This window comes from Streptomyces sp. DH12 (assembly GCF_020873895.1).
GTDB lineage: Bacteria > Actinomycetota > Actinomycetes > Streptomycetales > Streptomycetaceae > Streptomyces.
Genome location: NZ_JAHWGT010000021.1, coordinates 1 through 12,339, shown reverse-complemented (window position 1 = coordinate 12,339; position 12,339 = coordinate 1). Strand labels below are relative to the sequence as shown.

The 12,339-nt window shown below is 74.1% G+C and carries 12 protein-coding genes and 1 pseudogene; 4 read left to right on the top strand and 9 right to left on the bottom strand.

The features are described from left to right. The first annotated feature begins 200 nt into the window (after positions 1-200). Positions 201-1,355, top strand: a complete 1,155-nt coding sequence (locus LPA54_RS20250; RefSeq protein ID WP_228979803.1) for an adenosine deaminase — start codon at positions 201-203, stop codon at positions 1,353-1,355. A 139-nt stretch (positions 1,356-1,494) separates the two neighbouring features. Then, positions 1,495-1,818 (top strand): ATP-binding protein, encoded by a 324-nt coding sequence (locus LPA54_RS20245; RefSeq protein WP_228979802.1) that lies wholly within the window; start codon positions 1,495-1,497, stop codon positions 1,816-1,818. Between the two features lie 87 nt (positions 1,819-1,905). Here the strand turns inward: LPA54_RS20245 and LPA54_RS20240 are convergent, their stop codons facing one another. The 5 genes and pseudogenes from LPA54_RS20240 to afsQ1 all read right to left on the bottom strand — a co-directional run bounded on the left by LPA54_RS20240 (position 1,906) and on the right by afsQ1 (position 6,210). Continuing rightward, the gene (locus LPA54_RS20240) at positions 1,906-2,106 is read right to left on the bottom strand and encodes a PspC domain-containing protein (RefSeq protein ID WP_228979800.1); all 201 of its coding nucleotides are present in this window, start codon (positions 2,104-2,106) and stop codon (positions 1,906-1,908) included. A gap of 378 nt (positions 2,107-2,484) precedes the next feature. Further along, positions 2,485-2,943: pseudogene (locus LPA54_RS20235) on the bottom strand (VanZ family protein); the annotation flags it as partial. Between the two features lie 228 nt (positions 2,944-3,171). Next, complete coding sequence (locus LPA54_RS20230; RefSeq protein WP_228979798.1) at positions 3,172-3,855, bottom strand: hypothetical protein; 684 nt, start codon at positions 3,853-3,855, stop codon at positions 3,172-3,174. Further along, positions 3,842-5,506 (bottom strand): HAMP domain-containing sensor histidine kinase, encoded by a 1,665-nt coding sequence (locus LPA54_RS20225; RefSeq protein ID WP_228979796.1) that lies wholly within the window; start codon positions 5,504-5,506, stop codon positions 3,842-3,844. Before LPA54_RS20225 ends, LPA54_RS20230 begins: the two co-directional genes overlap by 14 nt. 26 nt (positions 5,507-5,532) lie before the next feature. Continuing rightward, positions 5,533-6,210: a two-component system response regulator AfsQ1 gene (afsQ1, locus tag LPA54_RS20220; RefSeq protein WP_198549299.1), complete on the bottom strand. Its 678-nt coding sequence runs from the start codon at positions 6,208-6,210 to the stop codon at positions 5,533-5,535. A 192-nt stretch (positions 6,211-6,402) separates the two neighbouring features. On the opposite strand from afsQ1, the gene LPA54_RS20215 reads away from it, so the two are divergent. Beyond that, complete coding sequence (locus LPA54_RS20215; protein WP_228979794.1) at positions 6,403-7,140, top strand: SigE family RNA polymerase sigma factor; 738 nt, start codon at positions 6,403-6,405, stop codon at positions 7,138-7,140. Between the two features lie 118 nt (positions 7,141-7,258). Here LPA54_RS20215 and LPA54_RS20210 read toward each other — a convergent pair whose 3' ends face one another. Beyond that, on the bottom strand, positions 7,259-7,963 hold the full coding sequence (locus LPA54_RS20210) for a uridine kinase (protein ID WP_228979793.1): 705 nt from the start codon (positions 7,961-7,963) through the stop codon (positions 7,259-7,261). A 57-nt stretch (positions 7,964-8,020) separates the two neighbouring features. Between LPA54_RS20210 and LPA54_RS20205 the strand changes: the two genes are divergently transcribed. Continuing rightward, on the top strand, positions 8,021-8,356 hold the full coding sequence (locus LPA54_RS20205; RefSeq protein ID WP_228979791.1) for a hypothetical protein: 336 nt from the start codon (positions 8,021-8,023) through the stop codon (positions 8,354-8,356). Positions 8,357-8,757: 401 nt separating this feature from the next. Here the strand turns inward: LPA54_RS20205 and LPA54_RS20200 are convergent, their stop codons facing one another. From LPA54_RS20200 to deoC, 3 genes are read right to left on the bottom strand one after another with little or no spacing between them, the layout of a single operon-like run. Further along, entirely contained in the window at positions 8,758-9,663 is a 906-nt protein-coding gene (locus LPA54_RS20200) for an aldehyde dehydrogenase family protein (protein WP_228979790.1), read from the bottom strand. Continuing rightward, on the bottom strand, positions 9,656-11,089 hold the full coding sequence (locus LPA54_RS20195; protein WP_228979789.1) for an aldehyde dehydrogenase family protein: 1,434 nt from the start codon (positions 11,087-11,089) through the stop codon (positions 9,656-9,658). The genes LPA54_RS20200 and LPA54_RS20195 overlap by 8 nt, the downstream gene beginning before the upstream one ends. Before the next feature lie 5 nt (positions 11,090-11,094). After that, positions 11,095-12,036 carry a deoxyribose-phosphate aldolase gene (gene deoC, locus LPA54_RS20190; protein WP_228979989.1) on the bottom strand — a complete coding sequence of 314 codons (942 nt, stop codon included), beginning with the start codon at positions 12,034-12,036 and terminating at the stop codon, positions 11,095-11,097. Positions 12,037-12,339 lie beyond the last annotated feature (303 nt).

The following is a 12,339-nucleotide window of genomic DNA, read 5'->3' as shown; positions in this document are numbered from 1 at the left end:
CTCAGAAGAGGAGGTGTACGCCACCCGTACACGCGGTCACCGTTCCGTATCGGCTGCCCCTCCGGGAAGCGTGCGCCCACCCGCTCCCGCCCCGCCCGCGACCCGCCTTCCGCCCCTCGGGCCCGCCGCCCCCGTCAGGCCCCGCGGCCGGTCCGCGCCGTCACGGTTCCTTCTACGCGCGTAGGGACTACAGTGCCGGGATGACGAGCCAGAGCCTCACCACCCCGACCGTGGACCAGCTCCGCCGCGCGCCGAAGGTCCTCCTCCACGACCACCTCGACGGGGGCCTGCGGCCCGGCACGGTCGTCGACCTGGCCCGCGACAGCGGCTACGCCGGGCTGCCGGAGACCGACCCCGGGCGGCTCGGCACCTGGTTCCGCGAGGCCGCCGACTCCGGTTCGCTGGAGCGGTACCTGGAGACGTTCGCGCACACCTGCGCCGTCATGCAGACCCGCGACGCCCTCGTCCGCGTCGCCGCCGAGTGCGCCGAGGACCTCGCCGAGGACGGCGTCGTCTACGCCGAGGTGCGCTACGCGCCCGAGCAGCACCTGGACGCCGGCCTCACCCTGGACGAGGTCGTCGCCGCCGTCAACGAGGGCTTCCGCGAGGGGGAGCGCCGCGCCCGCGCGAACGGCCACCGCATCCGCGTCGGCGCCCTCCTCACCGCGATGCGGCACGCGGCGCGCTCCCTGGAGATCGCCGAACTGGCCAACGCCCACCGGGACTCCGGCGTCGTCGGCTTCGACATCGCCGGCGCGGAGGCGGGCTTCCCGCCCACCCGGCACCTCGACGCCTTCGAGTACCTGAAGCGCGAGAACAACCACTTCACCATCCACGCCGGCGAGGCGTTCGGCCTGCCCTCCATCTGGCAGGCCCTCCAGTGGTGCGGCGCGGACCGCCTCGGCCACGGCGTGCGCATCATCGACGACATCGAGGTCGCCGACGACGGCACCGTCTCGCTGGGCCGCCTCGCCGCGTACGTGCGGGACAAGCGCGTCCCCCTGGAGATGTGCCCCACCTCCAACCTCCAGACCGGCGCGGCGGCGTCGTACGCGGAGCACCCCATCGGCCTGCTGCGCCGCCTGCACTTCCGGGCCACGGTCAACACCGACAACCGGCTGATGTCGGGCACCACGCTGAGCCGCGAGTTCGCGCACCTGACCGAGGCGTTCGGCTACACGCTCGACGACGTGCAGTGGTTCACGGTCAACGCCATGAAGTCGGCGTTCATCCCTTTCGATGAACGACTGGCAATGATCAACGATGTGATCAAGCCGGGCTACGCCGCGCTCAGATCCGCTTGGCTGTTCGGGGCGACCGGCGCCACCAGCGACTCTCCCGGCCGGGACGCCTGACGCCGCGCCGGTCCGCGCCGGAGCGGGCGGTACGGGCGCCGCCGAACGGCCCACCGCGCGGTGTTTGCGGGGCCCGGCGGCCGTGGCTACGTTGCAGAGCCGCTCCCACCCCCCCGAACCACCCCAAGGACGAAAACCGATGAAGCAGTCCGCTGCCAAGACCCTCGGTGTCGCCGCCCTCGGCGCCGCCTTCGCCGCTTCCGCCGCCGGCAGCGCCTCCGCGCTCACCTCCGTCCCCACCGCCCCGGTCCTGCGGACCGTCACCTCTGCGGTCCCCGTCGCCGAGACGGTCTCGCAGCTGCCCGGCGGCGCGGGGGAGACCGCCGCCGTCACGCAGGGCGCCCTGGACACCGTCATCAGCGCCGCGCCCCCCATCCCGGTCGACACCCCGGCCGACCCGGTGATCGGGCTGCTCGGCGGCCTCCCGGTCGGCGGCGCCCTCCCGGGGGCCGGCGGCCTCTGAGCCCGCGACGCACGACGAGGCGGTGGGCGCGCACCCGAGGGGGTGCGCGCCCACCGCCGTACGCGGGGGCGTCCCGGCCCGCCGGGGCTACCAGGCCGGCTTCGCGGCCCGCTCCACCGGCAGCAGCATCCACAGCGCCAGGTACAGCAGGAACTGCGGGCCCGGGAGCAGACAGGACACCAGGAAGATCACGCGCATCGTCGTCGCGGAGGTGCCGAAGCGCCGTGCCAGCGCCGCGCACACTCCGCCGATCACGCGTCCGTCACGGGGGCGGGTCAGTGCGGCCATGGTGGGCTCCTTCGTGAGCTGTGTCGCGGAAGCCTCTCGTCGGCTCCCGATGACTCCAGCCTGCCCCCGTCCGCGGGACAAAACGTCAGGCTACGGGGCGATCCCGACCCTGGGAATCCTCGGGGTCGCCCCCTGGGGGCCGTCCTCCCGGCGCAGGGGCCCGCCGTGCCGGCGGCTCCTCCCGGCGGAGGACCAGCCCCCCGCACCGGCCGCGACCGCCCGGCTCCCGGCGCCCGCACCGACCGCGACCCGACCCGCGTCCCCCGCGCGCCCGGTGCCGGCTCCGACCCGGGCCCCGGCCCGCGTCCCGACCCGCGGCGCCCCGGCCCGCGTCCCGCCCCCCGGACCGCCCGGGCCCCCGCCGCCGGGCGCGTACAGCCTGCGCCGCAGCCTCGCCCGCCAGGCGGGCACGACCGCCAGGTGCGCCAGCGCGACCCCGGCGGCGTTGAGGAGCACCGCGTCGACGTCCACCACCCGCCCCGGCACGGCCGTCTGCAGCAGCTCGATCCCCAGGGACAGCAGGGCGCCCGCCGACACCGTCCGCGCCAGGGACGCCCACGGCCCCACGTCGAGGCGCGCGTCCGCCAGCGGCAGCAGCACCCCCAGCGGTGCCAGGAGCAGCAGCGACTCGCCGAGCCGCCGCGCCGCCTCCACCGGGCCCAGCGCCAGATCGGCCCTGATCCCGGCCAGCGGCTCGAGATTGGCGGCCGTCACCCACGTGACGTCCAGCGGCCGCAGCGTCAGCCACCCCACGAACACCAGATGGACGAAGAGGAGGACGAGCCCCGCCACGCGGTAGCGGAGGGCGGCACTGCCGCCCGAACCTTGACGCTGCACGCCCCCCAAGACGCGGGGACCGGCGGGATCGGTTCCGTACCCGCCCCACCGGCGCGCGGGACCCCCCCGACACGACACCGCCCCCCCCCGACACGACACCGCCCCCCCCGGCGCGACACCGCCCCCACCGACCGCGCGTCCGCCACGCCCGCCCCCGCCGGAGCCGCACCGCCCCCGCCCCCACCGCGTCCGCGCCGGACGCCCTCCGCGGCAGGAGCGGGGCCCGGCTCAGGGGCTGTGCGTCGGCACGGCGGACTCCGGCCGCTCCTTCACGCCCTCGTTGCACACGTACCGCCGCACCGGGTACTTCCCCGGCCCGCCCAGCACCACGGTGCCGCCCACCGACGTCGCGTCGGTACCGGCGTACGTGCACACGATCTGCGCCAGCGCCGCGGGCGGCAGGTCCTCGGGCTGCCGGCTGAGCCGCAGCGCCCCCGGCGGGTCGCCCTCCCGGCCGGCCGACACGGTCAGCGGCTCCTCGACGTACGTGGTGAAGCCCGCCTGCCGCTCGCTCTGCGAGGGACGCTCGCGCATCGCCTCGAGGAGGGCCTGGGCGACGGCCACCGCTCCCGCCCCGCCGGTCGCCGAGCCCCCGGTCGGCAGGGTGCGGTCCACGGCCTCCAGGCCCGACGCGCAGACCAGGTACACCCGGGCGGTCGTCCCGCCGTCCGGCGGCCGCGACCCCGCCGCCGCCTCCGACAGGCTGCACGGCACCCGCGAGGGCGCCCCACCGGCGTCGACCGGCACCGACGTCGTCCGGATCCCGCACCCGGCGGTCACCGCCGCCAGCAGGACCGCGCCGGCGAGCGCGCGCCAGCCCCCGCCCGTACCGACCGGCCCGCGCCGACCGGCCCGCGCGCCCCGGGCGCCGCCCGGACGGCACCGCCCGCCACCGGCCTCAGGCACCCGCATCCCCCTCGCCACTCCGCTGACCCCCATCCCCTGGACCGCCATCCCGTGGACCGCCGTTCCCCCGGCCGCCGCCACGGCGGCCCCGACCGCCACCGCTGCCGCCGTCCGTCCCGCTCCGCGCCGGGGTGCCCGCTCCGGCGTCCCCGGCCTCGTCGTCCGCCGCGACCGTCGAACCGTCGAGCGGCAGCCGCAGGGTGAACACCGCGCCGTCCCCGTCCGGCGAGTTGGCCGCCGTGATGTCGCCGCCGTGGATCAGCGCGTTCTCCATGGCGATCGACAGCCCGAGACCGCTGCCCTCCGAGCGGGGACGGGACGCGCTCGCCTTGTAGAACCGATCGAAGACGTGCGGCAGGACCTCCTCAGGGATGCCCGGGCCGTGGTCCCGCACCTGTACGACCAGGTCGTCGTCGGTCGTCCGCACCGACACCCGCACCGGCGAACCGCCGTGCTTGAGCGCGTTGCCGATGAGGTTCGCGAGGATCACGTCCAGGCGGCGCGGGTCCAGCCGCGCCATGGTGCCCCGCTCGGCGTCCAGCTCCACCGCGTCCAGCCACGCCCGCGCGTCGATGCACGCCGTCACCTGGTCGGCCACGTCCACGTCGTCCACGACCAGCCGCGCGGTACCGGCGTCGAACCGCGTGACCTCCATCAGGTTCTCCACCAGGGTGTTCAGCCGCCGCGTCTCGCTGATCACCAGCGACACGGCCGGCGCCACCATCGGGTCGAGGCCGTCCTGCTCCTCCTCCAACACCTCCGTGACCGCCGTCAGCGCGGTCATCGGCGTGCGCAGCTCGTGCGACATGTCGGCCACGAACCGGCGGCTGGACTCCTCCCGCGCGCTCATGTCGGCGACCTTCTTCTGCAGGCTCTCCGCGGCGCTGTTGAACGTCCGGGCCAGCTCGGCCAGTTCGTCGGTGCCCGACACGCGCAGCCGCGTGTCGAGCTTCCCCTCGCCGAGCCGCCGCGCCGCCTCGCCCAGCCGGTGCACGGGCTTCAGCACCGTCGTCGCCGCCACCTGCGCCAGCAGCGCCGACCCGAGCAGGGCCAGCAGCGTGGCCACCCCCAGCGACCAGCCCAGCGAGTTCAGGTCCTGCCGCTCCGGCTCCAGCGACTTCAGCATGTACCCGGTCGGCCCGCCGCCGATGATCCGCGTCCCGCCCACCAGGTACGGCTTGCCGCGCAGCGTCGTCCGCAGCCAGAACACGTGGTACGAGTGCCGGTTGCCGGGCGTCAGCTCCTGCTCCTCGTCCACGGCGACCCGCAGCGCGTGCGGCACGTCGCTCAACGTGAACCGGTCGGCGTCGGACACGCCGACGATGGGCTTCCCCGCGTCCCGCTCACCGAGCAGCACCACGCTGTACCCGCCCCCGCCGACGGCCATCAGCTCGGCCGTCCGCCGCAGCTCCTCCTCCGTCGGTCGCAGCGGCAGCGCCGCCGCCCGGTTCTGCATCTCCTGCTTGAAGTCCCCGAGCGCCGCGTCCTGCGTACGCTTCAGCACCGCCTCGCGGTTCAGCCAGTACGCGATCCCCGACGCCGACACGGCGGCCGTCAGCGCCACCAGACCGAACACGATGATCAGGCGCACCCGCAGGCTCGTCCAGCGCTTGCCCGCGCTCAGCGCCCGCTGCGCGCCCTTCGCGGCACCGCTCAACGTGCTGTCCCGTCCCTCACGCGCGCTCACGCGGGGCTGTCGAGCCGGTAGCCGACACCGCGCACGGTGCGGATGAGCGTCGGCGAGGACGGCACGTCCTCCACCTTCGCCCGCAGCCGCTGCACGCACGCGTCGACCAGCCGCGAGTCGCCGAGGTAGTCGTGCTCCCACACCAGCCGCAGCAGCTGCTGCCGCGACAGCGCCTGCCCCGGGCGGCGGCTCAGCTCCAGCAGCAGCCGCAGCTCCGTCGGCGTGAGCTGGAGCTCCTCGCCGTTCTTCGTCACCGTCATCGCCGACCGGTCGATGACCAGCGAGCCGAACGTCGCCGAGTCCGTCGTCTCCCGCTCGCCGCGGCGCAGCACGGCACGGATCCGCGCGTCCAGCACCCGCCCCTGCACCGGCTTGACGACGTAGTCGTCCGCGCCCGACTCCAGACCGACGACCACGTCGATGTCGTCGCTGCGCGCGGTCAGCAGGATGATCGGCAGCTGGTCCGTGCGCCGGATCCGGCGGCAGACCTCGAAGCCGTCGATCCCGGGCAGCATCACGTCCAGGACGATCAGGTCGGGCCGCTGCTCGCGCAGCAGCTTCAGGCCGTCCTCACCCGTCGCCGCGGTGGCCACGCGGTGGCCCTGGCGGGACAGCGAGAGTTCGAGGGCCGTGCGGATGGCGTCGTCGTCCTCGATCAGCAACAGGAAAGGCACGGCGTCATTCTGTCCCATGGGGGGAGACGAGTTCGACACCCGGAGCGCTCCCACGGCCCGTCCGGTACCGGACCGGTATGCCCGACGGCCCCTGTGACACGCCTGTGACAGTCGGCGGACACCGTCATGAACTGGCCTGGGCAAGCTTTTTTTCACACGGATCAGCCGACTCCACGACGACAGGGGGGCGTGATGAACGCAGTGCAGCACAGCACCACCTCGAACGCAGTAGTCACGCGTCTCCACGATGTCGCCAGGAGCACGGAGAAGTCCGGCGCCGTGAACGGGCGGGGGTGCGTTCGCGGCGCCGGGCGTCAGCACAAGGCGCCCTACATGGTCGCCCTGTCTGACGGGGGAAACGCGTACGGGGAGGTCATGGGGGAGCGGCCCCAGACGAAGCGGGGCAGCGCGGAAGCCGCGTTCACCGCCTACGTCCAGGAGCGCCGCGCCTCCCTGTACGCGACCGCCTACCACCTCACCGGCGACCGGCACGAGGCGGAGGACCTGCTCCAGAGCGCGCTGTTCTCCACGTACCGCGCCTGGGACCGCATCAGCGACAAGGCGGCCGTCGGCGGCTACCTGCGCCGCACGATGACCAACCTGCACATCAGCGCCTGGCGGCGCCGCAAGCTCAACGAGTACCCGACGGAGGAGCTGCCGGAGACGGTCGGCGACTCGGACGCGATGCGCGGCACGGAGCTGCGCGCGGTGCTCTGGCAGGCGCTCGCCCGGCTGCCCGAACTGCAGCGCACCATGCTGGTGCTGCGCTACTACGAGGGCCGTACGGATCCGGAGATCGCACAGATCCTGGACATCAGCGTCGGCACGGTGAAGTCGAGCATCTGGCGGTCGCTCCGCCGGCTGCGCGAGGACGAGGTCCTCAGCTTCGGCCGTGACCAGGAGGAGTCCTTCGGGCAGCTCGTGGCCTGAAGGCTGGGGGACGGTCCGGGCCCGGGGGGGAGCACGGACCGTGAACGGGGGAAACGGGGGGAACACCTGCGCCGGACAAGCTGGGGGGCTTGTCCGGCGCACTCGTGTGCCCCGGGTGTCACGCCGGCTCGGGCGCCCGCGGGGCGCGGTGGCGGCCGGCCGCCGCGGCGGCCAGCCGCCCCAGGGCCTCCTCCTTGGCGCAGGGGTACGCGCCCAGCTCCGTCTGCCGAGCCACGATGGACCGCTCGGCGCGCATCAGCCGCCAGCCGCGGCGGAGCAGGAACGGCACCGACTTGCGGCCCTCGCGCAGGTCCCGCAGCAGCCGCCGGCGGAACGTCGTGGAGGGACGGCCGCGCAGGCACAGCGCGTCGGCCAGCACCCCGAGTTCCTCGCAGCGCCGCACCACGTCGGCGGCGAAGATGCCCTCCGCGACGAACAGCGGAGTGCGCCCGATGTCCAGGACCTCGCGGGAGACGCGGGAGCTGGTGGCGATGTCGTACACCGGGACCGCGGTGCGGCCCGTGGCGCACAGCTCGACGATGGCGGACACGGCCGCCTCCGCGTCCCAGGACCCGGGCGAGTCCCAGTCGATGTCCGTGCTGCCGGGGACGAGGGGCAACGTCGGGTCGTCGCCTTCCTTGTAGAAGTCGTCGAGCCGGAGCACGGGGAGACCGGCGCGGGCGGCGAGCGACGACTTGCCGGAGCCGGAGGGGCCCGCGAGCAGCACGACGCGGGTCGGAATCGATGGTGAACTCACGGGACACCAGTGTGAACCATTGCCCCGGTAGGGGGACCCCGCCCGGCACCCGTTGGTATCGAGCATCACACCTCCACTACGGTGAGTGCCCGACCGAACACCCTCCTCCAGGCAGGAACCCCCATGAACCCCTTGCTGAAGGCAGGACTGGCCGTCACGGCGCTGGGCGCGGCCCTCGGCGCCGCAGCGGGCACGGCCCAGGCGGCGGACCTGCACGACGTGGACGCCGAGGCGGCCCTTCAGTCAGTGATGGCCGCGACCCCGCACGCGACGGCCCCGGTGAAGAACCTGAAGGTCAACCCGCTGGCGGGGACGGGGGTGGACCCGCTGAACAACGGCGTCGGCACGCAGGTCTCGGACTTCCGGCCGGTCGAGACGACGTCGGCGACCGGCTCGGTCACCAACGCGACCAGCCTGCCCGTGGCCGGCCCGCTGCTCGGCGGCCTCATCCCGGGCTGAACCCCCACGCCCCCGCGCCCGCCGACGGCGGTCGGAGGGGCCGTGGCGGGTCGCCCCCGCAGGGGTCGGCGGCGTCACCGGGGTGACTTCTCCCGTAGCCGAGGCCGCCGACCCCGAGGAGGTGACCCGGCGCGGCCCCGACCCCACCCACCCGCGGCGCGCAGGTGCGTACGGGCACGGACGACGCCCGTACACGAACCGGCCCCGCCCCCACCCACCCGCGGCGCGCAGGTGCGTACGGGCACGGACAACGTCCCTACACGAACCGGCCCCGCCCCCACCCACCGGCGGCGGGAGGGTAGAGCACGGGCACAGGGACGACGCCCCCACACGCACCCGGCCCCGCCCCCCCCCGGACGGAGGGGGGACGGGGCCGTGGCCGTACGGAAGCGGCGCCGGGCTCAGTAAGCCGAGCCGGACGCGCCCAGGGACCCCGTCGGGTGCCAGACCGTCTTGGTCTCCAGGAACGCCGTCAGCCGACGCGTACCCGGGTCGGCCGTCCAGTCGGCGCGGCCGTCCACAGCCTGTGGACGCAGCACGCGCTTGAGGTTGTCGGCCGCCGCGACCTCCAGGTCACGGGCCAGCTCCGCGTCCGCGCCCGTCAGGTCGATGGCGTTGACGTCCTGGTGCGCGGCGAGCGGTGCGGCGATCTCCGCCGTACGGCCCGACAGGACGTTCACCACGCCGCCCGGCACGTCCGACGTGGCCAGCACCTCGGCGAGCGACAGCGCCGGCAGCGGGGACCGCTCGCTCGCGACGACCACCGCGGTGTTGCCCGTGGCGATCACCGGGGCCAGCACCGACACCAGACCCAGCAGCGAGGACTCCTGCGGCGCCAGGACGGCGACGACACCGGTCGGCTCGGGCGTCGACAGGTTGAAGTACGGCCCCGAGACCGGGTTGGCCCCGCCGACCACCTGGCTGATCTTGTCCGTCCACCCCGCGTACCAGACCCAGCGGTCCACCGCGGCCTCGACGACCTCCGCCGCCTTCGACTTCGACAGGCCCTCGGCGTCGGCGACCTCGCGGACGAACTGGCCGCGCCGGCCCTCCATCATCTCGGCGACCCGGTACAGGATCTGGCCGCGCAGGTACGCCGTCGAACCGGCCCAGCCGCCGAACGCCTTGCGCGCGGCGACCACCGCGTCACGGGCGTCCTTGCGGGAGGAGAGCGGCGCGTTCGCCAGCCACTTGCCCTTGTCGTCGGTCACTTCGTACACCCGGCCGCTCTCGCTGCGGGGGAACTTGCCCCCCACGTACAGCTTGTAGGTCTTGAAGACGCTCAGCCGCGTCGCCGTCTCAGACATCGAGGTACGCCTCCAGACCGTGGCGGCCGCCTTCGCGGCCGAAGCCCGACTCCTTGTACCCGCCGAACGGCGAGGCCGGGTCCAGCTTGTTGAACGTGTTGGCCCACACGACACCCGCGCGGAGCCGGTCGGCGACCGCGAGCATGCGGGAGCCCTTCTCCGTCCAGACGCCCGCCGACAGGCCGTACTGGCTGTTGTTGGCCTTGGCGACGGCCTCGTCCGGCGTGCGGAACGTCAGCACGGAAAGGACCGGGCCGAAGATCTCGTCGCGGGCGACGGTGTGCGCCTGCGTGACGCCCGTGAAGAGCGTCGGCGCGAACCAGTAGCCCGTCGACGGCAGCTCGCACGGCGCGGACCAGCGCTCGGCGCCCTCCGCCTCACCGGTGTCCGCGAGCGCCGTGATGCGGGCCAGCTGGTCGGCGGAGTTGATCGCGCCGATGTCGGTGTTCTTGTCCAGCGGGTCGCCCAGGCGCAGCGTCGACAGGCGGCGCTTCAGCGCGTCCAGCAGCTCGTCCTGGATCGACTCCTGCACCAGCAGGCGGGAACCGGCGCAGCAGACCTGCCCCTGGTTGAAGAAGATGCCCGTGACGATGCCCTCGACGGCCTGGTCGATCGGGGCGTCGTCGAAGACGATGTTCGCGCCCTTGCCGCCCAGCTCCAGCGTGAGCTTCTTGCGGGTGCCCGCGACCTGGCGCGCGATGGCCTTGCCGACGGCGGTCGACCCGGTGAAGGCGACCTTGTCGACGTCCGGGTGCTGCACCAGCGCGGCGCCGGCGTCCCCGTAGCCGGGGAGGATGTTGACCACGCCCTTCGGCAGGCCCGCCTGCCGGCAGACGTCCGCGAAGAACAGCGCGGACAGCGGCGTCGTCTCGGCGGGCTTCAGGACGACCGTGTTGCCCGCGGCGAGCGCCGGGGCGATCTTCCACGCCAGCATCAGCAGCGGGAAGTTCCACGGGATGACCTGGCCGGCCACGCCCAGCGGGCGCGGGTCGGCGCCGAAGCCGGCGTGGGAGAGCTTGTCCGCCCAGCCCGCGTAGTAGAAGAAGTGCCCGGCGACCAGCGGGAGGTCGTGGTCGCGGGTCTCCTTGATCGGCTTGCCGTTGTCCAACGTCTCCAGGACGGCCAGCTCGCGGGAGCGCTCCTGGATGATCCGCGCGATGCGGAACAGGTACTTGGCGCGCTCGGAGCCGGGCAGCGCCGACCACTTCTCGAACGCCTTCCTGGCGGCCCGGACGGCCCGGTCCACGTCCTCGGCGCCGGCCTGGGCGACCTCGGAGAGGACCTCCTCGCTGGAGGGGGAGACGGTCTTGAAGACCTTGCCGTCCGCGGCGTCGGTGAACTCGCCGTCGATGAACAGGCCGTACGACGGCGCGATGTCCACGACCGAGCGGGACTCGGGGGCGGGGGCGTACTCGAACTTGGTCATCGTGATCAGTCCACCGTCACGTAGTCGGGACCGGAGTAGCGTCCGGTGGCCAGCTTCTGACGCTGCATGAGGAGGTCGTTCAGCAGGCTCGACGCGCCGAAGCGGAACCAGTGGTTGTCCAGCCAGTCCTCGCCGACGGTCTCGTTGACCAGGACCAGGAACTTCAGCGCGTCCTTGGTGGTCCGGATGCCGCCCGCGGGCTTCACCCCGATCTGTACCCCGGTCTGGGCGCGGAAGTCGCGCACCGCCTCCAGCATGAGCAGGGTGTTCGCGGGGGTGGCGTTGACGCCGACCTTGCCGGTCGACGTCTTGATGAAGTCCGCCCCGGCGATCATGCCGAGCCAGGAGGCGCGGCGGATGTTGTCGTACGTCGAGAGCTCGCCGGTCTCGAAGATGACCTTCAGCCGGGCGGGGCCCGCGGCCTCCTTCACGGCGCGGATCTCGTCGTGGACCTTCAGGTAGTGGCCCGCGAGGAACGCGCCGCGGTCGATCACCATGTCGATCTCGTCCGCCCCGGCGGCGACGGCGTCACGCGTGTCCGCGAGCTTCACGTCGAGCGCGGCGCGGCCGGCCGGGAAGGCGGTCGCCACGGACGCGACCTTCACGTCCGTACCGGCGAGACCGGCCTTGGCGGTGGCCACCATGTCGGGGTAGACGCACACGGCGGCCGTGCGCGGCGTGGTGCGGTCGGTGGGATCGGGGTGGACGGCCTTGGCGGCGAGCGCCCGGACCTTGCCCGGGGTGTCCGCGCCTTCGAGGGTCGTCAGGTCGATCATCGAGATGGCCAGGTCGATGGCGTACGCCTTGGCCGTCGTCTTGATCGAACGGGTTCCGAGGGACGCGGCGCGCGCTTCGAGACCGACGGCGTCGACGCCGGGCAGCCCGTGGAGGAAGCGGCGCAGTGTGCTGTCGGACGCGGTCACGTCAGCGAGTGCATTGGTGGGCATGGTCACCAGGGGAGCATATCTACGCGCGTAGCGTCCTGTACAGCCCCGGGGGCGCGGGGCTCGCAGAAGTGACGGGGAACGCACAGGTGAGCGGCGCGGTGTGAGGCGGGTCACGTGGGGGTGCGGGTGCCGCCGACGTGGGTGGGGCGGCGGGGCGGGGGCCAAGCTGAGCCGGGCCCCGGGCCGGCGACGAACGTTTGGGCGTGCCGCCCGCGCGCCCGGGGCCGGCGGGTGGGGCGCCGGGGGTCGGTGGGTGGGGTCGGGGCCGCGGCCGGTCCCCAACACCGGGGCCGCGGCCAACGG

Coding starts and splice junctions, on each gene's coding strand:
- LPA54_RS20250 (WP_228979803.1), top strand. CDS start 201: ATGACGAGCCAGAGCCTCACCACCCCGACCGTGGACCAGCTCCGCCGC.
- LPA54_RS20245 (WP_228979802.1), top strand. CDS start 1,495: ATGAAGCAGTCCGCTGCCAAGACCCTCGGTGTCGCCGCCCTCGGCGCC.
- LPA54_RS20240 (WP_228979800.1), bottom strand. CDS start 2,106: ATGGCCGCACTGACCCGCCCCCGTGACGGACGCGTGATCGGCGGAGTG.
- LPA54_RS20230 (WP_228979798.1), bottom strand. CDS start 3,855: ATGCGGGTGCCTGAGGCCGGTGGCGGGCGGTGCCGTCCGGGCGGCGCC.
- LPA54_RS20215 (WP_228979794.1), top strand. CDS start 6,403: ATGAACGCAGTGCAGCACAGCACCACCTCGAACGCAGTAGTCACGCGT.
- LPA54_RS20210 (WP_228979793.1), bottom strand. CDS start 7,963: ATGCTCGATACCAACGGGTGCCGGGCGGGGTCCCCCTACCGGGGCAAT.
- LPA54_RS20205 (WP_228979791.1), top strand. CDS start 8,021: ATGAACCCCTTGCTGAAGGCAGGACTGGCCGTCACGGCGCTGGGCGCG.
- LPA54_RS20200 (WP_228979790.1), bottom strand. CDS start 9,663: ATGTCTGAGACGGCGACGCGGCTGAGCGTCTTCAAGACCTACAAGCTG.
- LPA54_RS20195 (WP_228979789.1), bottom strand. CDS start 11,089: ATGACCAAGTTCGAGTACGCCCCCGCCCCCGAGTCCCGCTCGGTCGTG.
- deoC (WP_228979989.1), bottom strand. CDS start 12,036: ATGCCCACCAATGCACTCGCTGACGTGACCGCGTCCGACAGCACACTG.